Origin of the sequence: Aquabacterium sp., assembly GCF_035476535.1 — a bacterium.
Taxonomy (GTDB): Bacteria; Pseudomonadota; Gammaproteobacteria; order Burkholderiales; family Burkholderiaceae_C; genus Pseudaquabacterium.
Genome location: NZ_DATILJ010000205.1, coordinates 1 through 22567 on the forward strand (window position 1 = coordinate 1; position 22567 = coordinate 22567).

The window sequence follows — 22567 nt, forward strand, 5'->3', positions numbered from 1 at the left end:
GCCGGCCTGATTCGCAAGACCCTGGTCCTGCTGGCGGACCACGAGATCACGAGCTCGGCGTTTTCCGCGCGCATCACGGCATCGACCGGGGCCTCGCTGCCCGCCTGCCTGCTGGCCGGCCTGACGACCTTCTCGGGTCCACTTCACGGCGATGCGACGGGCCGGGTGCGCACGCTGTTCGACGACACCGAACGCCGCGGCGCCGATGAGGTGGTGGACCGCCACTTGTCCTCGGCGATACCGATTCCCGGCTTCGGTCACCCCATCTATCCCGATGGGGATCCCCGGGCGGCCGCGCTGATGGCCGACTTCGAACCACCGAAGCACATCGCCCGCTTGATCGAACGCGTCGTGTCCTTGACCGGGCAACTGCCCAACATGGACGTGGCACTCGCCGCGCTGGTCGCGCGCTACCGGCTGCGTGGGGATGCGGCGTTCGCGCTGTTCGCCGTCGCGCGCAGTGTCGGCCTGCTCGCGCACGCCATGGAGCAGCTCAGCGTCGACTCGGTGATACGCCCTCGGGGCCGCTACACCGGGCCGAGCACCGAGCTGCCGCCGAGTGCACGGCGCCACCAGCGCAAGGGCCAGGCCGCGGAAGGCGCACGTGTGAAGGCCGACAAGGGGCGTCGCTGACGATCGCAGCGGCTGCCGAACGAGGACACAGAGCTCACACCTTGGCGCTGCGCGTTGCCGGGGCAGCAGGCCGGGCCCAGTGGACTTTGCTGCAGTCCCAGTGATAAAAAAATGTTCCGACCATGAGAAACTGACAAAAAACCAGGCCGAATGAGGAAAGAGTGAGCGTTGTCGGCTACGAGTTCCTGCGCCAATCGCTGGGCTTGACGGGCTTTGCCCCGACGCGGCCGGCCCAGGTGCGGCCTGTCACGCGTGTGATGCCGGCCGATGGCCTGTTGGCGGTTCCGACCCACGTGGCGCCCCAGGCGAATGATCCCCTTGACCACGTGTTGTTCGCGCTCAAGCACGAGGGTGTCCATTTGCAGCTGCTGGCGCAGGCGATGCCAGCCCTCCCGGCGCAGCGCTTGCTGGCCGCGCTGAAGCAGACGCCCAATGGGCAGTACCTGCGGATCGCATGCTTCCTCTGGGAGAACTTCACTGGTCAGCAGCTGGCCGAGCGCCCCGACATTGCGGTGGGGTACGTGGATGTCTTCGATCCCACCCGGTATGTCATTGGGCCTGCGCAGCGCGACGCCCGTTGGCGCGTGAATTTCAATGGCCTCGGTTCGCTGCGCTACTGCGCCACCGTCGAGCGCACGCCCGCCATTGAAGCGGGCATCGCCTCCGACATCCTGGGCCGTGCTGCCGCGTTCGCACAGACCCTGGGTCCCGCCATGCTCGATCGCGCCCTGGCCTGGGCCTACCTGCACGAGACCGAGGATTCGTACGCGATCGAGCACGAGAAGCCAAGCGAGGACAAGGCCCGCGCCTTTGTTCAGCTGCTGCATCAAGCGCACGATGGTCGCTCGCTGACCGAGGACTACCTCGCCGAGCTGCAGTCTTCCACGGTGAGCAATCCGCTCGACAAGGCCGTGCAGTTCCGCACCGAGCAGAACTGGCTGCGCGGGCCGGGCCGCGGCTCGGCCGGTGTGACCTATGTGCCACCCTGGCCCGAGTTGGCCCTGCAGCTGATGGACGAGTGGATGGCGTTTGCCAACGGCGCGCCGGGCCAGATCGACCCCATCGTGGCGGCGAGCGTCGCCTCGTTCGGTTTCGTCTTCCTCCATCCGTTCATGGACGGCAATGGGCGCTTGTCGCGCTTTCTGTTCCATCAGGCCCTTTGCACGTCCGGCAAGCTCGGCAAGGGGCTGCTGCTGCCGGTGTCCGTGGCCATGAAGCGCAATGAGGCGGACTACCTGACCGTGCTGCAAGGCTATTCGAAGCAGGTGCGCGAGCGCGTGCAGGTCACCTGGATCGATGAAGGCGAGTACCGGTTCGAGTTCAAGGCCGACGACGCGATCTTTCGGTACTGGGACGCGACGGCCTGCGTGGAGTTCGGGTTCCGCATGGCGGCGCAGGCGCTGGACGTGGAGTTGCGCCAGGAAACACAGTTCCTGGCGCGCTACGACCGCGTGCTTCGGGAGGTCGATGCCCGGGTGGACATCCGCGGCAGCGATCTGGCGACACTGGTGGTCATTGGCCTGGACAACGACGGCGTGATCTCAAGGAAGAAGCGCAAGCGCTTTGCGGACCGCGTACCAGAAGCGGTCTTCGACCTGATCGAGGCCACGGTGCGCGCCACACTGAGCGATGAGGCGCAGGCCGCACGAGCCGCACGCGGCGATCAAGGCCGCCAGACGTAGTTGACCGGCGCCGTCACCTCGGCCGGGCGCGCCGTCAGGTTGGCGCCCTGCAGGCTGTCGGTGGCCGAGGCCGGTTCCACCAGCCCGGTGAACGCGCCGCGGCTCAGCGATGCACCGCGCAGCTCCACATCGCCATACAGCTGCGCGGTGCCCGACAGCGTGATGCCGGTCTCGAAGGCCCCGGGGCCCTTGAACACCGTGCGGACGCGGGCGTTGTCGCGTACCACCGTGTCCCCCGTCAACACCGTCAAGCCGCCGACGATGGCCTGGCCGCTGACCGTGCCGCTCTGGATCACGGCATGGTCCTCGATGCGCGCCTGGCCGCTCACGGTGCCGCCCAGCACCCGGGCCTGCGGGCCGACATAGGCCGTGGCGGCCACGCTGGCCTCTTGCGCCACCCAGCCGCCGCCGTTGGCATGCCAGCGGCCCGATGCGGTGGGCGTGGGTGCATCGGGCTGGAAGCCCTCAGGCCATGCGCCGCGGAACTGCGCCATCCACGGAAAGCGGTAGATCGCGTAGTAGGCCTGGTCCCAGGCGATCTTGTGCATCGTCCTGGGCGTGCCCATCACCACCATCCACACCGCCTGGTCGCCCGGCTGCAGGCAGAACGACAGTTCGCCGTCGGCGCCGCGCTGCAGCGCGCTGTAGCGTGAGCTGCCGTCGGCGCCTATCGCCACCAGCCCCCAGCGCCAGTCCGAATCCGGGTTGGGCACGGTGGCCGGCTCGTTGATCAGCCCGGCCAGGGTGGTGGTGGCGGGGGCCGACTGCACCACGCCGCGGAAGCTCACGGCTATGCTGGCGGCGCCGGCGTCGGGCATCAGGCGCACCAGGTTGTAGCCCCAGCGCTGCGGCGCCCAGTCGGACGGCACGGCAAAGCGCCGGTTGTTCCTGTCCAGCGGGTCGAGCTGGGTCACGCGCAGTGCGCGCTCGCCCTCGCGCGAGGCATAGCTGCCGTAGTTGGCGCGGTAGACCACGCCCTGGTCGCTGCCGTCCAGGTTGCGGTAGTCCCAGTTGGCGTTGTGCATCGCCCATTCGGCGAACACGTCGTTGAGCTGGCTGACGGTCCAGCCCATGTTGCGGGCCAGCACCGTGAACGGGTCCTCATCGATGTAGCCGACATCGTTGGGGCGCCGGGCCTTGAGCCAGATGTCGTTGACGGCCTGGTAGCAGTACTTGTCCTTGAGGTATTCCCAGAACTGCCAGTTGCAGTAGCGGTCGCGGGTGGAGCCGTAGTACAGGTGCGGGTGGTTGACCTGGATTTCGGAGCAGTGGGTCTCGCCGCGGTACTCGGTGAGCTGGTGGGCCATCCAGTTGGCGTGGCTCTCCCACAGCCAGCCGCTGTAGGGTGAGTCGCGCAGGCCGCGGCTGGAGCCTTGCAGCGCGTGGGCGAATTCGTGGGCCAGGCCCCAATGGTCGGCCAGTGCGCCGGGGCCGATCCACATGCCCATGTCGCGCTCGCCGGTGGGGCCACCGGTCAGGCCGAAGCTGGGGTCGATGTGGACGTTGGCCTTGAACTTGGTGGCGGTGTCGCAGTAGGGCTCGGTGAAGGACACCTTGTTCATGTAGGTGTCCCAGATCATCTCCAGCGTCCTGCCGGCTTCGGCGGCCTGGGCGGCGGTGACGTCCGAGTTCTTCCAGCGCAGCGCGAAGTGCGCCGTCTGGTACTGCACTGCCGGCAGGCCTTCGACCTCCACGATGGCCCAGCTGCCGGCCACGCAGGCGGCCTTGGGCAGGGTGCAGTTGCCGGCCCAGGCGGTGCTGGTGCTGCCGGGGGTGCAGGCGCTGGGCTCGGGGGCGGGCGGGGGTGCCGGGGCCGGAGGGGGAGCCGGCGCAGGAGCCGGTGCAGGAGCCGGTGCAGGTGCTGGCGCAGGTGCGGGTGCGGGTGCGGGCGTCCCGCCGACGCTGCTGTCGTCTCCCGAGCCGCCGCAGGCCGCAACTGCTACTGACAGCAGCAGCGCGTTGATCGTTTTCGCTCGGTACATGCTTCGCTCGGCCTTCATGTCGTGGTCGGTGGCAAGACCCGTATTGTCGCGGCCGGCGCCGCGCATACGGGCCGAGCGCTCACTGGAGTACCTTCGTGCTGCGCACTCCGGAATTCGCCCTTGGGGCGGCCCGGCGTGCTCATGCCCTGGCCACGGGGATCTCGTCGATGCGGGTGGTGTAGCGCGGCGAACGCCGCTCATGCTTGCCGGCGTGGGCGCCGCCGCCGACCTGGTTGTGCGGGCTGCCGATGCTGACGGCGCCGCGGCCGAAGCGGCGGTTGAGGGCATCCACCGTCGCCATCAAAGCGGCGGTGTCGTGAGGCGCCGCTGCCGATGCCGGGGTGGCGTCGGCCGAAAAGAGGTCCAGTTCGCCCTGCTGCTGCCCCTTGGGCTGCAGGTCGACCAGCATCACGCCGGCCTTGACGTAGTTGAAGCCGGGCCGAAACATCGCGCGCAAGGCCTGCACCGCGGCGCCGATGAGGGCGCGTGTGTCGTCGGTGGGGCGCAGCAGCGGCAGCGTGACGCTGGGGCTGTGCTGGCGGTCGTGCGTGCGGAACGGGCTGGTGCTGATGAACACCTGCACCGCACCGGCGGCGGCCCGCTGCTGCCGCAGCTTTTCAGCCACCCGCGCGGCGAACTGGCTGATCACCTCGACCAGGCCCGGCAGTGCGGTGGCCGGCGCGCCGAACGAGCGTGAACACATGATCTGCTGCTGGGCCGCGGGCTCGTCGTCCAGGCTCAGGCAGGCGGTGCCGCGCAGTTCCAGCACGGTTTTTTCGAGCAGCACGCTGAACTGCTTGCGCAGCGTGCTGAGGTCGGCGCGCAGCAGCTCGGCCACCGTGCGGATGCCGCCTTCGTTGAGCCGCGCCGTCATGCGCCGGCCGATGCCCCAGACGCTGCCGACCTCGGTGGCGGCGAACAGCCGCTCACGTTGCGCGTCATTCATCTCACCCAGATGGCAGACCTGGGCCAGTTCGGCGGGGTAGTTGCCGCGCTGGCGATCGGCCATCTTCGCGATGTGATTGGCCAGTTTGGCCAGCGTCTTGGTCGGCCCGAAGCCCACGCTGGTGGGCAGGCCCGTCCACTGCAGCACGCGGGCCCGCATTTCGCGCCCGAGGGTCGTCAGGTCGCCGCGCACGCCGTCGAAATCCAGGAAGGATTCATCGATGCTGTACACCTCCTGCCGCGGCGCGTACTGGGCCACGACCGTCATCATGCGGCCGGACATGTCGCCATACAGCTCGAAATTGGCCGACAGCGCGATCAGCCCGGCCGTGCGCTCCAGGTGGCGCACCTGGAACCAGGGCTGTGCCATCGTCACGCCCAGGTCCTTGGCCTCGTTGCTGCGCGCGATGCAGGCACCGTCGTTGTTGGACAGCACCACCACCGGCTTGCCCTGCAGCGCGGGCCGGAACACGCGCTCGCAGCTCACGTACATGTTGTTCACGTCGACCAGCGCGAACATGGCTCAGGCCGTCAGATGGGCATGGCCTTGATGACCTGCGTGACCACGCCCCAGACCTGCAGGTCGCGGCCTTCGTCGGGCACGATGTCCGCCACGCCGGCGCGGCTGGCCTGCAGGCGCAGATCGGGGCCTTGCTTGACCAGTCGCCGGCAGCTGAAGCCCTCGTCGACGACGGCGATCACCACCTGGCCATGCGCCGGCGTGATGGCGCGGTCGACCAGCAGCAGGTCACCCGACGCGATGCCGGCCTCCTGCATCGCGTCGCCGGCCGCGCGCATCATGAACGTGGCCTGCGGGTGCCGGATCAGCAGGTGGTTCAGGTCCAGCCGCGTGACGCCGGAATCGTCGGCCGGCGAACCGAAGCCGATCGCCACGCTGGCGCGCGGCGCAGCGGCCTCGCCGGTGGTGTCCTGCCCGACCGGTATCGCTTCTCCGGGCTCGAGGCGAGAGCTGTTCATTTATCCAGTATAGCCAGCCCGGGCGCCTCTGAACTCGTCAGTGCCCCGGTGCCGGACGAAAAAGCGCCCGCTGCGTTCGGCAGCGCACAGACCTTGCCGGGAACCGTGCGCACCGTGTCACACCAGCGCAGCCGCCGAATCCTTGGGCTGCCCCTTACTCGGCCTCTTTCGACATCCTGCCCCATGACTGCCACGACTCCCAGGGCCCCACATCCGGTGGGCAGCGTCTGATGGACAGCGCGCTGCTGAGCCTGCTCGGCGCCTTCGTGCTGTCGCTGATCGGGCTGTTCGCCTTCATCGGCTCGCTGCGCCGGGGCCTGCTGGTCGAGAACCCGCAGGCGGCATCGGTCATCTTTGCCCGCGGCGAGATCGGGCAGGTCGACGACCCGGCGCTGCCGCTGCCGGTGCAAGGGGCGATGCAGCAGGCGGTCGTGCCGCGTCGTGATCCTGTTGTGCCGGCCGACCTGACCGAGACCGAAGAGCGCGTCGCCGCCGACCGCTCCAGCGCCTTTCCGGTCTTCACCTTCCTGGCCTTTGCGTGCTTCTGGCTGCTGGTGGGCTCGGCGGCCGGGCTGGTGGCCTCGCTCAAGCTGCACTACCCGGACTGGCTGACCGGCGATGCCTGGCTCACCTTCGGCCGCATCCGCACCGTGCACCTGAATGCCGTGATCTACGGCTGGTCCACCAATGGCAGCCTGGGCATCATCGTCTGGCTGCTGCCGCGCTTGCTGCGCACGCCGCTGCACGGCGCCATCTGGGCCATGCTGGGCGGCACGTTGATCAATGTCGGCGTGGCGGCGGGCATCGGCGCCATCGCGATCGGCTGGACCGACGGCATGGAGTACCTGGAGATCCCGTGGCAGATCGGCATCTTCATCGCGGTGGGTTTCGTGATGGTCATTGCCACCGCGCTGTTCACGCTGGTCAACCGCAAGGTCGAGCACCTGTACGTCAGCGTCTGGTACTTCATGGCCGCGCTGTTGTGGATCGCGCTGTTGTACGTGGTGGCCAAGCTGCCGGGCGTGCACTACGGCGTGCAGCAGGCCACCACCAACTGGTGGTTCGGCCACAACGCGCTGGGCCTGTGGTTCACGCCGGTGGCGGTGGGCGCCATCTACTACTTCCTGCCGAAGATCATCGGCCGGCCCATCCGGTCCTACAACCTGTCCCTGCTGGGTTTCTGGACCCTGGCCTTCTTCTACGGCCAGGTCGGCGGCCATCACCTGATCGGCGGCCCGGTGCCGGGCTGGCTGACCACCTTGTCGATCGTGCAGAGCGTGATGATGGTGATTCCGGTGGTCGCCTTCAGCGTCAACCAGTTCGGCACCATGCAGGGCCAGATGCACCTGGCGCGCTACTCGCCGACCTTGCGCTTCATGATGCTGGGCGGCCTGATGTACCTGGCCTCGTCGGTGCAGGGCTCGCTGGAAGCGCTGCGCAGCATCAACACCATCACCCATTTCACGCACTTCACGGTGGCCCATGCCCACCTGGGCATGTATGCCTTCGTGTCGATGGTGCTGTTCGGCGCCATCTACTTCATGCTGCCGCGCGTGCTGAACTGGGAGTGGCCGTACCCGAAGCTGATCACGCTGCACTTCTGGCTGGTCGTGCTGGGCATCACGATCTACTTCGTCGGCCTGTCGATCGGCGGCTGGCTGCAAGGCCTGGCGATGCTGGATGCGGCGCGGCCCTTCATGGACTCGGTGGCCGTCACGCTGCCGTATCTGCAGGCGCGCAGCCTGGGCGGCGCGCTGATGACGATCGGCCACTTCGTCTTCGTCGGCCACTTCATGGCGATGGCCTTGCGCTTCGGGCCGCAGCGCGCCGGCGCCGCGCTGTTCTGGCAGACGCGGACGGCCTGACCCATGGACAGCGACCTGCAACTCGTCAGCGGTGCGATGGTGTCGCTGGGCCTGGCCACCGCCGCGCTGGTGGTGATGCCCTACATCCAGGTGCGCGACATCACGCCGCCGCCCGAACTCAAGCCCTACACCGACCAGCAGCTGCGCGGCCGTGCGGTCTACATCGCCCATGGCTGCGTCTACTGCCACAGCCAGCAGCCGCGCGACCGCAAGGTCGGGCCCGACATCACCCGCGGCTGGGGCCGGCCCTCGGTGCCGGCCGATTACTCCTACGACCGACCGCACCTGCTGGGCTCGATGCGCACCGGCCCCGACCTGTTCAACATCGGCGCCCGCCAGCCCAGCCGCGATTGGCATCTGGGCCACCTGTACCAGCCGCGGGCCTACGTGCCGGGCTCCATCATGCCGGCCTTCGGCTACCTGTTCCGCGTCAAGGCCAAGGCCGATGAAGGCGAACACGTGCTGAACCTGCCGCCGGGCCTGGTGCCGGGCGGCCAGGTGGTGGTGGCCTCGCCGGATGCACTGGACCTGGTGAAGTATCTGCAGGGCCTGGACCACACCTATGCGGTGTTGCCGGCCGCAGCAAAACCCTGATGCGCACCGGCGGCGAACGATGAGCACCGACACCACCTCCGAAGCCCCGGCCAGCGTCAGCGCCCAGCAGCGCGAGCATGCCGACCCCACCGAGCACAGCCGGCCGATCCCGCTGCTGGCGGCCGTGGTGACCGCGGGGGCCTTGCTGTTCGGCGTCGGCTACCTCCTGCTGGCCGAGCCGCCCGGCGCACCGGCTCTGGGCGACCGCCGCACGCTGGCCGACTTGCGGCCGCCGGCCGCCGACCCGTCCAAGCCCGCCGGCGCGGCCGATGGCAAGCAACTCTTCGCGGCCCAGTGCGTCGCCTGCCACCAGGCCAGCGGCAAGGGGCTGCCCGGTGTCTTTCCGCCGCTGGATGGTTCGGAATGGGTGCTGGGCGACGTGCGCGTGCTCGCCAACATCCTGCTGCACGGCGTCGATGGCGAGATCAGCGTGGCCGGCACGGCCTACAAAGGCAGCATGCCGGCCTTCAAGCAGTTCAATGACGCCGAACTGGCGGCGCTGGCCAGCCATGTGCGATCGCAGTGGTCGAACAAGGCCGCGCCTGTCCAGGCCGAGCTGTTTGCGCAGCAGCGCAAGGCCAGCACGCGCAGCACGCCCTTCGCCGGCGGCGCCGAGTTGAAGGCGCTGGGCGGCACGCCGCCCTGAACGGCGACGGCACGGAGCCCGCATGCTGCGCACGGTCCTGGCGAGTGCCGTCCTCGTATCGCTGGCCGGCCTGAGCGCCGCCTGGTTGACCGAGGGCTTCGAGGTGTGGACCGCTGAAGCTGCGCGCCGGCGTGCGGTGAGCCAGGCGCCGGTGGCCGCACCGCATGCCGTGCTGCTAGGTGATGAGATGAGCGGCGAGCCTCTGCAGGACATGCTGGCCGTTCCCGGCCGGGTGACCATCGCCAGCTTCATCTACACACGCTGTTTCGGTGTCTGCCTGGCGCTGGGCAGCAGCTTCCAGCAGCTGCAGCAGGCCATCGCATCGCACCCGGCCGATCGCTCCGGTGACAGCATCGACGACAACGTGAAGCTGCTGTCGATCAGCTTCGATCCGGCGCATGACGATGAGGCGCAGTTGCGCCGCTATGCCGCGCTGTGGCGCGTCGATCCGCGGCACTGGCGCATGAGCACCGTGCCGGATGCCGGGGAGCTGCAGCGCTTGTTGAACGCCTGGCAGGTGGTGGTGATCGCCGATGGCCTGGGCGGCTACGAGCACAACGCGGCCTTGCTGGTGATCGATCAGCGCGGCCGCCTGGTGCGCATCTTCGATGAGTCCGACGCCGGCACGGCGCTGGTGTTTGCCCGCCGGCTGCAGCAGCCGGGCAGCGTGGCGGCCTTGCGGTGATCCGCGACATGCGCTCACGCTGGTGGCGCGCTGGCGGGACGGCCTGGCTGGGCCTGATGCTGCTGGCCATCGGCCTGCTGCCGGCGCTGCGGCGCGCCGTGGAATCCGGCATGGCCACCCACATGCTGCTGCAGTACCCGGCCTTGCTGCTGGCCGGTGCGCTGCTGATCGGGCCGGTGCCGCGGCGCTGGCAGCGCCACTTGCAAGCCTGGAACGAACTGGGCATCGCCGGCTTGCTGGCCAGCGCGCTGGCGATGGCGGTGCTGATGGTGCCGCGTGTGCTCGACCTGGCGCTGGTGGACCCGCGCGTGGAGAACATCAAGTTGCTGGCGCTGGTGTTGAGCGGCGCGGCGATCCGGCTGTCGTGGCATCGCGCCGGCACGGTCGTGCAGGCTTTCTACCTCGGCAATGTGCTGCCCATGCTGGTGGTGGTGGGCATGCTGTACCAGGAATCGACCACGCGGGTCTGCAACGCCTATCGCCTGGATGAACAGCAGACCGTCGGCATCGGTCTGGTCTGGCTGTCGGCCGCCATCGCGGCGACGTGGCTCTTTGCCCTGCGCCCTGGCTTGGCGCCGGGCGCCAGCGAGCCGCAGTGACCCCCTTCAAGCCCGCAGCGGACTCATTGCACGAGAGTGAAGCGGCCCTGTGCCGCGCGCAGACGCTGGCCAAGCTCGCACACGTGATCGCGCGGCCCGACGGCTCCTTCGAGCGTTGGTCGCAAACCCTGACACACGGCCAGCTGCGCTGGTTCGGCATGCTCCAGGACATCACCGAACGTCGTGAAGCCGAGGCGCCGCTGCGCGAAGCGGCAGCGCGCTATCGCCAGCTGTTCGATGCGAACCCGCACCCGATGTGGATCCACGATTCCAGGACGCTGGCCTTCCTGGCCGTCAACGACGCGGCCGTGTCCCACTACGGATACCGGCGCGACGAGTGGCTGTCGATGACGGTGGACGATGTGCGCGTGACGCGGGAGCCGGCATCGGCCGCGCCCGCCACTGCCGTCGGCGAGGTGAAGCCGCCCTCGCAACAGCAGCATCGGGTGAAGGACGAGCGGCTCATCGACGTCGAGGTGACGGCCCAGCCCATCGACTTCCAGGGCCGCTCGGCCTGTGTCGTGCTGGCGCACGACGTGACGGAACAACGCCGCGACGCGTGGCAGGTGCTGGCTTCGCGCGAGGCCTTGCGTGCCTTGGTGCGGCGCCTGCAGCACGCCCAGGAGGAAGAACGCACGCGGGTGGCACGCGAGATCCACGACGAACTGGGCCAGTTGCTGACCGGCCTGAAGATGGATCTGCGCTGGCTCGAACGCAAGCTTTCCTCCCCCGGCCTGCCGCCGGCGATGAACGCGCTGCTCGATCGCACGGTGGCCGCGTCGGTGCTCAACGAGCAGACCATCACCACGGTGCAGAAGCTCGCCGCCGAGTTGCGCCCGGCGTCGCTGGACCAACTCGGCCTGGCCGCCGCGCTGGCCCAACGAGCACGCCAGTTTCAGCAGCGCACCGGCGTGCTATGCAGCGTGCACTGGTCGGAGGCGGTGCAGGACCTGGCGCCGGCCGTGGCCACCGAACTGTTCTACATCTGCCAGGAGGCGCTGACCAATGTGACGCGTCACGCCCAGGCTACGCGGGTGGCCATCCGGCTGGCCGCGGAGGACGGCGGCCTGCGCATGGAGGTCGAGGACGATGGCCGCGGCATCGACCCCCAGGTGCTGCTGGAGCCCCGCTCGCTCGGGCTGCTGGGCATGCGTGAGCGGGCCGCCCATTGCGGCGGCACCGTGCTGCTGGAGGCCGGTGCGCAGGGCGGCACGCGGGTGGTGGTGCGGATTCCGTTCGCACCGCCGGCTGAAGAGGCCGCCTGATGCGCATCCTGCTGGTCGACGACCATGAGATCGTGCGCCGCGGCTTGCGGCAGCTGCTCGCCGAGGCCTGGCCGGAGGCCTCGTTCGGCACGGCCGGCACCGTGTCGGCCGCGCGTGAGGCGATGACCCGTGAGCCCTGGCAACTCATCGTGCTCGACATCAACCTGCCGGAAGGCAGTGGCCTCGACCTGCTGGCTCAGGCGCGGCAGCTGTCCCCGCGGGTGCCGGTGCTGGTGCTGAGCGCGTATCCCGAAGAAGAGTTCGCGGTGCGCGCATTCAAGCTCGGCGCGGCCGGCTACCTGACCAAGGCCAGCGTGGCAGACGAAATGCTGCTGGCCGTCCAGCGTGTGCTGGCCGGCGGAAAGTACGTCAGCTCGGCGCTGGCCGATCACCTGGCCGAGGCGCTCGGCAGCCCGCGGCCGGAGTCGCCGCACGACACCTTGTCGCCGCGCGAGCTGGAGGTGCTGTGCAAGGTGGCCACCGGCAGCACGATCAAGGAGATCGCCGCCGCGCTGCAGTTGAGCGACAGCACCATCGCCACCTATCGCAGCCGGATCTCGGAAAAACTCGGCTTGACCAGCAACGTGGACTTGGCGCGTTACGCGCTGCAGCACAACCTGGTCGCGTGAAGCGCGGCCTTGAGCGGTGGGCATGTGCGTGGCCGCATCGAACGAGCGACGGCGCGTGTAGTCAAAAACATCGACACGCTGTGGTCGGAATCACCGTCAACCGAACCAGCCCGCGCCGACTGGGCCGCGGCCGCGTGCCGGCCTACAGTCGCCGATCCATTTGGAAGTCATGACACAACCGGCGACCCGCACGCCTTGAAAGGACGCCCGATGTCATCGCGTGAGGTTCGGCTGCTGCTGGTCGATGACGATCCCGGTGCGATCCAGGTCATGGGCCGCATGCTGGCGCAATACCCCGATCAACGCTTCGCCACGTCGGGCGAAGTGGCGCTTCGGCTCGCCCGCGAGCAGACCCCCGACCTCATCCTGCTGGACGTCGACATGCCCGGCATGACCGGGCTTGACGTGTGCGAGGCGCTGAAGCTCGATCCGGTGCTGGCGCAGGTGCCCGTGATCTTCGCGACGAGCCACGACGCCGCCGGGCTGCAGGTGGCTGCCTTGCGCAAGGGCGCGGCAGACTTCATCACCAAGCCGCTGGTCGCGGCACAGCTGAAAGCCCGCGTGCGGGCCCAGTTGCGGGCCAGGCAGCTGGCGGACGACCTGAAGCGGGAAATTCTCGCCTGTGAGGGCCCCGCCCGGCAGCCGAGCCGGCAGATACCGCGCGTGTTGATCGTCGACGATGACATCGCCTCCATCCACATCCTGCGCCACACGCTGGCCACGATGGGTGACTTTCACTTCGCGGTGACCGGTGAGCAGGCGCTGCAGCTCGCGCGGCGCCTGGTGCCTGACCTGATCGTGCTCGACGCGCACATGCCGGGCGTGGACGGCTTCGATGTGTGCCGATCGCTCAAGGCCGAAAGGGCGTTCCGGCAGGTGCCGATCGTCTTCGTCACGCGCTTCTCCGACCCGGTCTACGAGATGCGCGCACTCGACCTCGGCGCCGCCGACTTCATTGCCAAGCCCTACACGCCGGCCGTGCTGCAGGCCCGTGTGCGCAACCTGCTGGACCTGAAACGGCGCACCGACGCCGATCTCGAGGCCGTCGGCGAACACTGGCGCCGCGTGAGTGACGCGCGCATCACCGACATCGTCGATGCGGCCTCGGACGCCGTCGTGACCCACGGCGCGCACGACCGCGAACGGCTCGAGGCGGAATCGCATTCGCGCGTCCAGGCCGAAGCGGCAAGCCGCACGAAGACGCAGATGATGTCCTACATCGCCCATGAGATGGGCAACCCCTTGAACGGCTTGCTGGGCTTCGCCCAGCTGATGAGCACCGATGCCGGCAACCCCCTGGCGCCGGAGCAGGCCAGCCGGCTGGCCCGCGTCGTGGCCAGCGGCCGGGACCTGCAAAGCCTGATGCGCGATGTGACCGATCTCGGCCGCTTCGAGGCCGGCAAGTTGCGCATCGACATGCGGCAGGTCGATGCCGTCGCTTGCGCGCAGGACGCCGTGGCCGCTGTCTCGGCAGTGGCCGAGCAAGCCGGCGTGAGCGTGTCGTGCGCGTCCGCCTGGCCGTCGATCGGCGTCGGCGCCGACGCCGATCGGCTGCACCAGTGCCTGGTGAACCTGCTGACCAACGCCATCAAGTACAACCGCTGCGGTGGCTGGGTCCGCATCGAGCTGAGCAGCGATTCGCGGGCCTGCAGCATCGCCGTGCGCGACAACGGTCTGGGCCTGGACGCACTGCAGCGCCAACACCTGTTCGAGCCGTTCAACCGCCTGGGCCGGCAGCGCGCAGAGTCGCCGGGCGCGGGCCTGGGGCTGGTCATCACGCGTCAACTCGTTGAAGCGATGAACGGGCAACTGCAGGTCGAGAGCGAAGCGGGTTCGGGCAGCTGCTTCAGCATCGTGCTGGGCCTCGCAGCCAACACCGCGGGCGCACGTGCCGACAGCAATTCACCGGAAGGGCCGACGCCATCATGAACGACAACATCCTGCTCGTCGACGACGACCCCGGCACGATCCAGCTGCTGGGTCGCATCCTCTCGGGGCTGGGCACCTTGCGCTTTGCCACCAGCGGGGAGGATGCGTTGCGGCTGGCGCACGAGTCGGCGCCCGATGTCATCCTGCTCGACGCTGAAATGCCCGGCATCAGCGGCTTCGAGGTGTGCGAGACGCTCAAGGCCGACCCGTCGCTGGCCGATGTGCCGGTGATCTTCGTCACCAGCCACAGCGGACTTGAATTCGAAGTCTCGGGCTTCGACCTCGGCGCTGCCGACTTTATCGCCAAGCCCATCAGCCCGCCGCTGGTGCTGGCCCGGGTTGCGACGCAATTGCGCTTGAAGCACACGGCCGACGAGTTGCGCCGCATCGCCACGATCGACGTGCTGACCGGCATTGCCAACCGCCGCTGCTTCGACCAGGCGCTCGATCGGGAATGGCGCCGCGCCCGGCGGTCCGGCAATGCGCTGGCGCTGCTGATGGTCGATGTCGACCACTTCAAGCCCTTCAACGACCGCTATGGCCATCCGGCAGGCGATGTCTGCCTGCACGCCGTCGCGCAGGCCCTGACGGGCGCCAGCCTGCGTCCGGCCGATCTGGTTGCGCGTTATGGCGGCGAGGAGTTCGTCGTGCTGCTGCCGCAGACGCCACGCGAAGGGGCCGAGCACGTGGCACGCGGGGTGCTCGATGCGATCGAGAAGCTCGACATCGCGCATGAAACGTCGCCAACGGCGCGGCATGTCACGGTGAGCGTCGGTGCCGGCTGTTACGACGAGCACAGCGCTTGCTGGGTGCCCCCGTCGGCCGACTCCCGCTACGGCGACACCCTGCGTTCGCGCTGCTCGCCGGGCGATCTGATCCAGGCCGCCGACAAGGCCTTGTATGGCGCCAAGCATGCCGGCCGCGCCCAGGCCCGGTTGATGGACATCGCCGACTGCAAGCGCTGAGGCTGCGCACGCCCGCCGCCTGACCCGCCAGACCGATCTGCTCTCTCACGGAAGTGACCATGCCCCACAGAACTTTCGACTCCGCTCTGCTCAGCCCGGCTTCCAGCACGGGGGAACCCCTCGACGAGCTTCGGCGCCAGGAGGCCTTGCTGCAGACCGGCGCTCTGCAGACCGGCGCCTTGCAGAACGCGATCTTCAACAGCGCCAATTTCTCCTCCATCGCCACCGACGCGAAGGGGGTGATCCAGATCTTCAACGTCGGCGCCGAGCGCATGCTGGGCTACACCGCTGCCGATGTGATGAACAAGATCACGCCGGCCGACATCTCCGATCCACAGGAAGTGATCGCGCGCGCCGAAGCCCTCAGCGTCGAGCTCGGCACGCCCATCACGCCGGGCTTCGAAGCGCTGGTGTTCAAGGCCTCGCGCGGCATCGAGGACATCTACGAGCTGACCTACATCCGCAAGGACGGCAGCCGCTTCCCGGCGGTGGTCTCGGTCACGGCCTTGCGCGATGCGCAGGACGGCATCATCGGCTACCTGCTGATCGGCACCGACAACACCGCGCGCAAGCAGGCCGAAGAGGCGCTGCGCGAGAACTACGCCTTGCTGCGCACGATCCACCTGCACTCCATCGTGTCGGTCACCGACCGGACGGGCCGCATCGTCGACGTCAACGACGGCTTCTGCAAGATATCCGGCTACGACCGGGACGAGCTGCTGGGCCAGACCCACCGCGTCGTCAACTCCGGTGTGCAGACCCCCGCGTTCTGGACCGAGATGTGGCACAGCATCACCGCCGGCCGGTCGTGGCGCGGCGAGATCTGCAACCGCACCAAGAATGGCGCGCTGTACTGGGTGGACAGCATCATCGCGCCGTTCATGGGCGAGGATGGGCACACCAAGAAGTTCATCTCGGTGCGCACCGACATCACCGCGCGCAAGCAGGCCGAGGAGGCGCTGCAGAAGGCGGGCGCGCTGCAGAACGCGATTTTCAACAGCGCCAATTTTTCGTCCATTGCCACCGACGCGAGGGGCGTGATCCAGATCTTCAACGTCGGCGCCGAACGCATGCTGGGCTACACCGCCGCCGATGTGATGAACAAGATCACGCCGGCCGACATCTCCGACCCGCAGGAAGTGATCGTGCGCGCCAGGGCGCTCAGCGTCGAACTCGAAACGCCGATTGCGCCGGGCTTCGAGGCGCTGGTGTTCAAGGCCTCGCGCGGCATCGAGGACATGTACGAGCTGACCTACATCCGCAAGGACGGCAGCCGCTTCCCGGCGGTGGTGTCGGTCACTGCCTTGCGCGACGCGCATGGCGAAATCATCGGCTACCTGCTGATCGGCACCGACAACACCGCACGCAAGCAGGCCGAAGCGGCGCTGCTGAAGGCCGGCGCACTGCAGAGCGCCATCTTCAACAGCGCCAATTTCTCCTCGATCGCCACCGATGCCAAGGGCGTGATCCAGATTTTCAACGTCGGTGCCGAACGCATGCTGGGTTATGCCGCCGCCGACGTGATGAACAAGATCACGCCGGCCGACATCTCCGATCCGCAGGAAGTGATCGCCCGCGCCAAGGCGCTGAGCGTGGAGCTCGAAACGCCGATTGCGCCGGGCTTCGAGGCGCTGGTGTTCAAGGCCTCGCGCGGCATCGAGGACATCTACGAGCTGACCTACATCCGCAAGGACGGCAGCCGCTTCCCGGCGGTGGTCTCGGTCACGGCGCTGCGTGATGCGCAGGGCGGCATCATCGGCTACCTGCTGATCGGCACCGACAACACCGCGCGCAAGCAGATCGAGGCCGAGCAGCGCCAACTCGGCCAGCGCCTGCGCGACCATCAGTTCTACACACGCTCGCTGTTCGAGGCCAATGCCGACGCGCTGATGACCACCGACCCCTCCGGCATCATCACCGACGTCAACAAGCCGATGGAGGCCCTGACCGGCTGCACGCGCGACGAGTTGATGGGCGCGCCTTTCAAGAACTACTTCACCGACCCGGACCGCGCCGAGGCCGGCATCAGCCTGGTGTTGAGCAAGAAGAAGGTCACCAACTACGAGCTCACCGCGCGTGACCGCGACGGCAAGGAAACCGTGGTGTCGTACAACGCCACGACCTTCTACGACCGCGACCGCCGGCTGCAGGGCGTGTTCGCCGCGGCGCGCGACATCACCGAGCGCAAGCAGTACGAAGAGTCGCTGCGCGAAGCCACGCACAAGGCCGAGCAGGCCAACCGCGCCAAGAGCGAATTCCTGGCCAACATGAGCCACGAGATCCGCACGCCGATGAACGCGGTGATCGGTCTGTCCTACCTGCTCGGCCAGACCGCGCTGGACGAGCAGCAGCAGGCCTTTCTCGACAAGGTCAAGCTGGCCAGCAAATCGCTGCTGGTGGTGCTGAACAACGTGCTCGACCTGTCGAAGATCGAGGCCGGCGAGTTGATCGTCGAGCGCGCCGCGTTCAGCCTGCGCAGCCTGCTCAACGAGCTGCCCGAGGTGATGGCGGTACAGGCCGAGGCCAAGGGCATCAGCTTCCAGATCGACGCGCCCGAGGACCTGCCCGTGGCGCTGGAGGGCGATGCCACGCGGCTGAACCAGATCCTGACCAACCTGCTCTCCAATGCGATCAAGTTCACCGAGCGCGGCGGCGTCAAGCTGCGGGTCCACCGGCTCGCCGCCACGTCCAAGCGTGTGACGCTGTGCTTCGTCGTGCAGGACACCGGCATCGGCATTGCGCCCGAAGTGCAGGCCCGGCTCTTTGCGCCGTTTGCCCAGGCCGATGCCTCGATCACCCGGCGCTTCGGCGGCACCGGGCTGGGCCTGTCGATCGTCAAGCGCCTGGTCAACCTGATGGGCGGCGAGGTGGGGCTGGACAGCACGCCCGGTGTCGGCAGCGAGTTCAGGGTGATGCTCGACTTTGCGCTGGCCTCGCCGGAGGCGCTGGCCCGGCTGGAGGCACCCGCCGCAGCGCCCGGCGAACGCGCCTTGCTCGGCATGCGCGTGCTGGTCGTCGACGACAGCGACATCAACCTCGACGTGACCAAGCGCATCCTGGAGCTGGAAGGCGCGCAGGTCTGGCTGGCCGGCAATGGGCAGGAGGCTTTCGAGCTGCTGCAGGCCGAGCCCCGCGCCGTCGACGTGGTGCTGATGGATGTGCAGATGCCGGTGCTCGACGGTCACGATGCGACACGGCGCATCCGCCTCGAGCTGCGGCTGGCCGATCTGCCGATCATCGCGCTGACCGCCGGCGCCTTGAGCAGCGAACGCCAGCGCGCCACCGCGGCCGGCATGGACGACTACATCGTCAAGCCCTTCGATGCCAAGGCCTTGGTGGCCAGCATCCTGCGCCGGGTCAAGCCGACGGAGGAGTCCTGGCTGCGGCGGTCCGTGCCCACGACGCCGGTCTCGCTGGAGACACGCGTGCATGCGGCGATGCCGTGGCTGGAGATCGAAGGCATCGATTCGAACGACGCGCGTGAGCGCCTGGGGGGCGACTTCGACCTGTTCCGGTCCTTGCTGGAACACCTGCTCGATGAGTTTTCCAACCTGGCGATGCCGGCGCAGTTGCAGGACCCCGCAGCGCTGGCCTTTCACGCCGGACGCATGCACAAGCTGCGGGGCAGCGCGGGCATGCTGGGGGCCAGGAACATTCAGAAGCTTGCCGGCGAAGCGGAGGCGGCCTGCGTCGCGGGCGAGGGGGAACGGGCCTGGCATCTCGCGACGCGCCTGACCAGCGCTTTGTCAGCCCTGCATCAAGAGGCCGGGCCGGTGCTGGCGGCGGCGCGGGCCCAGGCCGAAGCGGCCGTGCTGATCAGCGGCGAAACGCTCGATCCCCGCGGACTGTCTGATTTCATCGACTTGCTGCGCCAGCAAAGCCTGTCCGCGATGGACCGCTTTCACGTCATGTCGCCGCAGCTGCGACGGCTGCTGAGCAAGGACTCGTTCGAAAGGCTGCGCGAGCACATGGAGAAATTGCAGTTCAATGACGCGGCCAAGGTCCTGGAGGACAGCCCGCCGCAGGGCAGGGTCGCGGGGGCCGTGTCGTAGAAATCGCTGACACCGTCTGCCACCATCTCCTGACTGCTGTTCCTGGGAAATACCCGTAGTCTGCAGGGCCGGGCCACCGTTCCGGCAGGGAGTGGGCCATGCCCTCGAAGTCAATCGTCGTGCGAAGCAAGTTCATCTTGCCGCTGGTGGTACTTGTCCTGGGCGCAGCCTTGTCGATCGCGCTGGGCCTGGCGGCCCACCAGGAGATCGGGCAGGCGGCCCAACAGCGTTTCGACGCGGTGTCCCGCGATGTGGCCCACAAGGTGGAAGGCCGCTTCGACAACTACGTCGAGGTCCTGGCGGGGCTGCGGGCACGCTTCAACACCGCCGCGCCGCTCACGCGCGACGAGTTCAAGGCCTATGTCGACGGGCTGCGTCTGGCCAGGAACTTCCCCGGCTTCCAGGTCGTCAACTACGCGCCCCACGTCAAGGCCGCGGACAAGCAGCGCTTCGAAGCGCAGATGCGCAGCGATGCCGGCCTGAGTGCCGCGACGGCCGCCGGTTTCGCCATCAAGCCGCCCGGCGAGCGGGCCGACTACTACCCGCTGGCCTTCATCGAACCGATGAGCGGCAAGGAGATCTTCCTCGGCACCGACCTGGGCGCGATGCCCGACCGGGGCCGTGCGCTGGAACTGGCGCGCGACGCCGACGGGCTGGTCTCGTCCGGGCGCAAGATCCGCGTCCCGGGCCGCGAATCGGATCTGGGGCTGGCGATTCGGCTGCCGGTCTATCGCCCGAACCTGCCGCTGGACACCGTGGCGCAGCGGCGTGAGGCCTACCTCGGTTCGGTGGGCGCGGGCTTCAGCATCGCCGGCATGATGCGCGACGTGGTCGGCAGCGACGCCGCCGCCGCGCCGCTGAGGTTCCGGCTGCTGGACGGCGGGCCGAGCCTGGAGACGATCGGCACGCGCGTCGAAAGCGCATTCGTCGCACCGAGCGCCGTGGCCGAGGGCCAACTGCTCTACGACAACGCGGCCGTGGCCGGCAGCGCGGCGCGTGTCGAGACCGCCGAATCGCCGCCGCGCTTCGAGCGCACGCTGGCCTTCAAACTGGGCGGCCATGCCTGGCGGGTCGAGGTCAGTCAGGACAAGCGTCACGTTGTCGGCGGGCTCGACATGGCGATTCCATGGCTGATCGCCTTCGGTGGCCTGGCCATCAGCACGCTGCTTGCCGGCATCAGCTATTCGTTGACCACGGCCCGCGGCCGCGCGCAGGCGCTGGCCATCGTCATGACCAGCCAGCTGCGCAAGGGCGCCATGCGCTTGAAACTCGAACACGAGATCGCTCGCCTGCTGGTGGGCGACGGCGCGGCGGCGGGTGTCATCGGCCGGGCGCTGGCCACGGTGTGCGCCCACCTGCACTGGGACTGCGCCGCGCTGTGGTCGCTGGACGATGACGGCCGTGTGCGCTGCAGCGCCGCCTGGCATGTCGGCGACGATGCCGACATAGCGCGGTTCGTGCGCGTCAGCCGCTCGCTCGACTACCGTGCGGACGAGGGTTCGCTGGGCCGGGCCTGGGCGCTGGGCGACGCCGTGCGCATCGCCCCGCTGACAGCGGGCCCGGACTTCACGCGCGACGCGTTGGCCGGCCGGGCGGGCTTGACGGTGGGTCTCATCGTGCCGATGAGCCGTGCCACGGCGCGCCGCACCACGGCGCTGGAATTCTTCAGCCGGGAGCCGCATCCTGCCGACGCCGATGCACTGGAATCGCTGCGGGTGATCGCCTTGCAGATCGCCCAGTATGAGCAACGCAAGCGCGCCGAGCGTGACCTGCTGTACATGGCCAACCACGACGCCTTGACCGGCTTGCCCAACCGCGCCGCACTGCAGCGCGATCTGAACCGTGCCGTCCAGCGCAACACGCGCCACCGCAAGCGCTTCGCCGTGATGTTCATCGACCTGGACCGCTTCAAGCACATCAATGACACGCTGGGTCACGGTGCCGGCGACGCGATGATCAAGGCCTGCAGCGAACGCCTGGTCGGCCTGCTGCGCGGCGAGGACGTGGTGGCGCGGTTCGGCGGCGACGAGTTCGTGTTGCTGCTGGAAGACCTGGCCAACGCCGGCGACGCGGCTGCGCTCGCCGACAAGGTTCTGGCCTGCTGCGCCGAACCCTTCGTGGTCGACGGGCGCGAACTGCAGCTCACCGCCAGCATCGGTGTCAGCCTCTTTCCCGAAGACGGCCGTGACGCCGAGACGCTGCTGAAGAACGCCGACACGGCGATGTACCGGGCCAAGGACAAGGGCTGCGGCACCTACGGCTTCTACACGGCGCAGATGAATGCCCAGGGCAGCGAACGGCTGGCGCTGGAGAGCGGGCTGCGCCACGCGCTGGAACGCGGCGAGCTGGACTTGCACTACCAGCCCCGGATGAACCTGCAGACGCAGGTCATCGTCGGCGTCGAGGCGCTGATGCGCTGGCACCACCCGGTGCTGGGCAAGGTGCCGCCGGTGCAGTTCATCCCGATCGCCGAAGAGATCGGCCTGATCGAGGCCTTCGGCAAGTGGGCCCTGCAGAAGGCCTGCATCGACGCACGCACCTGGCAGGACTGCGGCCTGCCGGCGGTGCAGATGAGCGTCAATCTGTCGCCACGCCAACTCAACAGCCGCACGCTGATCGCCGACATCCGATCGACCCTGGAGACCACGGGGCTGGCGCCTTCGCTGCTGGAGCTGGAGATCACCGAAGGCGCGATGATGAAGAACCCCGAACAGGCGGTGGCCCTGCTGCAGGAGATTCGTGACATGGGCGTCGGCCTGGCGATCGACGACTTCGGCACCGGGTACTCCTCCCTGTCCTACCTGAAGCGGTTTCCGCTCTCGACGGTGAAGATCGATCGTTCCTTCGTCAACGACCTGCCGCTGGACGCCGATGCCCAGGCGCTCACCAACGGCATCATCACGCTGGCGCATGGCCTGCGCATGAAGGTGGTGGCCGAAGGCGTCGAGTCGGCAGCCCAGCTCGCCTACTTGCGCAGCCGCGGTTGCGACGAGATTCAGGGCTACTGGCTGTGCAGGCCCCTGCCGGCCGACGAGGTTTGCCAATTCATGGCGCGTCACATGCGCGCCGTGTTTGCTTCTCCGGTCGCGGCCTGAGGGCCGCGGCAACTCCTTCCATG

General features: G+C 68.4%; 16 protein-coding genes. 13 read left to right on the forward strand and 3 right to left on the reverse strand.

The window, feature by feature from the left end; all coding sequences use genetic code 11:
- Nucleotides 1–633: citrate synthase (locus VLK61_RS20130; protein WP_325423412.1), on the forward strand; the 633-nt coding region annotated here is incomplete at its 5' end.
- A gap of 257 nt (nucleotides 634–890) precedes the next feature.
- Nucleotides 891–2315: a Fic family protein gene (locus VLK61_RS20135; RefSeq protein ID WP_325423413.1), complete on the forward strand. Its 1425-nt coding sequence runs from the start codon at nucleotides 891–893 to the stop codon at nucleotides 2313–2315.
- Here the strand turns inward: VLK61_RS20135 and VLK61_RS20140 are convergent.
- Genes VLK61_RS20140 through VLK61_RS20150 form a run of 3 tightly spaced genes read right to left on the reverse strand, consistent with a single transcriptional unit; the run spans nucleotide 2297 to nucleotide 6220 of the window.
- Entirely contained in the window at nucleotides 2297–4498 is a 2202-nt protein-coding gene (locus VLK61_RS20140; protein ID WP_325423414.1) for an Svx/AvrXca family virulence/avirulence protein, read from the reverse strand. The two genes, VLK61_RS20135 and VLK61_RS20140, sit on opposite strands and share 19 nt — an antisense overlap.
- On the reverse strand, nucleotides 4437–5762 hold the full coding sequence (locus VLK61_RS20145) for a Y-family DNA polymerase (protein ID WP_325423415.1): 1326 nt from the start codon (nucleotides 5760–5762) through the stop codon (nucleotides 4437–4439). Before VLK61_RS20145 ends, VLK61_RS20140 begins: the two co-directional genes overlap by 62 nt.
- 11 nt (nucleotides 5763–5773) lie before the next feature.
- Nucleotides 5774–6220, reverse strand: a complete 447-nt coding sequence (locus VLK61_RS20150) for a LexA family protein (protein WP_325423416.1) — start codon at nucleotides 6218–6220, stop codon at nucleotides 5774–5776.
- A 230-nt stretch (nucleotides 6221–6450) separates the two neighbouring features.
- Between VLK61_RS20150 and VLK61_RS20155 the strand changes: the two genes are divergently transcribed.
- The 11 genes from VLK61_RS20155 to VLK61_RS20205 all read left to right on the forward strand — a co-directional run bounded on the left by VLK61_RS20155 (nucleotide 6451) and on the right by VLK61_RS20205 (nucleotide 22544).
- Complete coding sequence (locus tag VLK61_RS20155; protein ID WP_325423417.1) at nucleotides 6451–8085, forward strand: cbb3-type cytochrome c oxidase subunit I; 1635 nt, start codon at nucleotides 6451–6453, stop codon at nucleotides 8083–8085.
- Between the two features lie 3 nt (nucleotides 8086–8088).
- Nucleotides 8089–8679 carry a cbb3-type cytochrome c oxidase subunit II gene (locus VLK61_RS20160; RefSeq protein ID WP_325423418.1) on the forward strand — a complete coding sequence of 197 codons (591 nt, stop codon included), beginning with the start codon at nucleotides 8089–8091 and terminating at the stop codon, nucleotides 8677–8679.
- Nucleotides 8680–8698: 19 nt separating this feature from the next.
- On the forward strand, nucleotides 8699–9325 hold the full coding sequence (locus VLK61_RS20165) for a c-type cytochrome (RefSeq protein ID WP_325423419.1): 627 nt from the start codon (nucleotides 8699–8701) through the stop codon (nucleotides 9323–9325).
- Nucleotides 9326–9347: 22 nt separating this feature from the next.
- The gene (locus VLK61_RS20170) at nucleotides 9348–10010 is read left to right on the forward strand and encodes an SCO family protein (protein WP_325423420.1); all 663 of its coding nucleotides are present in this window, start codon (nucleotides 9348–9350) and stop codon (nucleotides 10008–10010) included.
- An 8-nt stretch (nucleotides 10011–10018) separates the two neighbouring features.
- Nucleotides 10019–10609, forward strand: coding sequence for a hypothetical protein (locus VLK61_RS20175; RefSeq protein WP_325423421.1), 591 nt, complete (start codon nucleotides 10019–10021; stop codon nucleotides 10607–10609).
- Entirely contained in the window at nucleotides 10606–11874 is a 1269-nt protein-coding gene (locus VLK61_RS20180; protein ID WP_325423422.1) for a PAS domain-containing sensor histidine kinase, read from the forward strand. Before VLK61_RS20175 ends, VLK61_RS20180 begins: the two co-directional genes overlap by 4 nt.
- Nucleotides 11874–12503 (forward strand): response regulator transcription factor, encoded by a 630-nt coding sequence (locus VLK61_RS20185; protein WP_325423423.1) that lies wholly within the window; start codon nucleotides 11874–11876, stop codon nucleotides 12501–12503. Before VLK61_RS20180 ends, VLK61_RS20185 begins: the two co-directional genes overlap by 1 nt.
- A gap of 210 nt (nucleotides 12504–12713) precedes the next feature.
- Nucleotides 12714–14432, forward strand: a complete 1719-nt coding sequence (locus VLK61_RS20190; protein WP_325423424.1) for a hybrid sensor histidine kinase/response regulator — start codon at nucleotides 12714–12716, stop codon at nucleotides 14430–14432.
- A complete protein-coding gene (locus VLK61_RS20195; RefSeq protein ID WP_325423425.1) occupies nucleotides 14429–15397 on the forward strand; it encodes a diguanylate cyclase domain-containing protein in 969 nt (322 codons plus the stop codon). Before VLK61_RS20190 ends, VLK61_RS20195 begins: the two co-directional genes overlap by 4 nt.
- A gap of 59 nt (nucleotides 15398–15456) precedes the next feature.
- The gene (locus VLK61_RS20200) at nucleotides 15457–19449 is read left to right on the forward strand and encodes a PAS domain-containing hybrid sensor histidine kinase/response regulator (protein ID WP_325423426.1); all 3993 of its coding nucleotides are present in this window, start codon (nucleotides 15457–15459) and stop codon (nucleotides 19447–19449) included.
- Nucleotides 19450–19547: 98 nt separating this feature from the next.
- Entirely contained in the window at nucleotides 19548–22544 is a 2997-nt protein-coding gene (locus VLK61_RS20205; RefSeq protein WP_325423427.1) for a bifunctional diguanylate cyclase/phosphodiesterase, read from the forward strand.
- The last annotated feature ends 23 nt before the right edge of the window (nucleotides 22545–22567 follow it).

Bases quoted from the DNA above. Each gene is read 5' to 3' on its own strand.
- VLK61_RS20135 (WP_325423413.1), top strand. From the start codon at position 891: ATGCCGGCCGATGGCCTGTTGGCGGTTCCGACCCACGTGGCGCCCCAG.
- VLK61_RS20140 (WP_325423414.1), bottom strand. From the start codon at position 4,498: ATGAGCGGCGTTCGCCGCGCTACACCACCCGCATCGACGAGATCCCCG.
- VLK61_RS20145 (WP_325423415.1), bottom strand. From the start codon at position 5,762: ATGTTCGCGCTGGTCGACGTGAACAACATGTACGTGAGCTGCGAGCGC.
- VLK61_RS20150 (WP_325423416.1), bottom strand. From the start codon at position 6,220: ATGAACAGCTCTCGCCTCGAGCCCGGAGAAGCGATACCGGTCGGGCAG.
- VLK61_RS20155 (WP_325423417.1), top strand. From the start codon at position 6,451: ATGGACAGCGCGCTGCTGAGCCTGCTCGGCGCCTTCGTGCTGTCGCTG.
- VLK61_RS20160 (WP_325423418.1), top strand. From the start codon at position 8,089: ATGGACAGCGACCTGCAACTCGTCAGCGGTGCGATGGTGTCGCTGGGC.
- VLK61_RS20165 (WP_325423419.1), top strand. From the start codon at position 8,699: ATGAGCACCGACACCACCTCCGAAGCCCCGGCCAGCGTCAGCGCCCAG.
- VLK61_RS20170 (WP_325423420.1), top strand. From the start codon at position 9,348: ATGCTGCGCACGGTCCTGGCGAGTGCCGTCCTCGTATCGCTGGCCGGC.
- VLK61_RS20175 (WP_325423421.1), top strand. From the start codon at position 10,019: ATGCGCTCACGCTGGTGGCGCGCTGGCGGGACGGCCTGGCTGGGCCTG.
- VLK61_RS20185 (WP_325423423.1), top strand. From the start codon at position 11,874: ATGCGCATCCTGCTGGTCGACGACCATGAGATCGTGCGCCGCGGCTTG.
- VLK61_RS20190 (WP_325423424.1), top strand. From the start codon at position 12,714: ATGTCATCGCGTGAGGTTCGGCTGCTGCTGGTCGATGACGATCCCGGT.
- VLK61_RS20195 (WP_325423425.1), top strand. From the start codon at position 14,429: ATGAACGACAACATCCTGCTCGTCGACGACGACCCCGGCACGATCCAG.
- VLK61_RS20200 (WP_325423426.1), top strand. From the start codon at position 15,457: ATGCCCCACAGAACTTTCGACTCCGCTCTGCTCAGCCCGGCTTCCAGC.
- VLK61_RS20205 (WP_325423427.1), top strand. From the start codon at position 19,548: ATGCCCTCGAAGTCAATCGTCGTGCGAAGCAAGTTCATCTTGCCGCTG.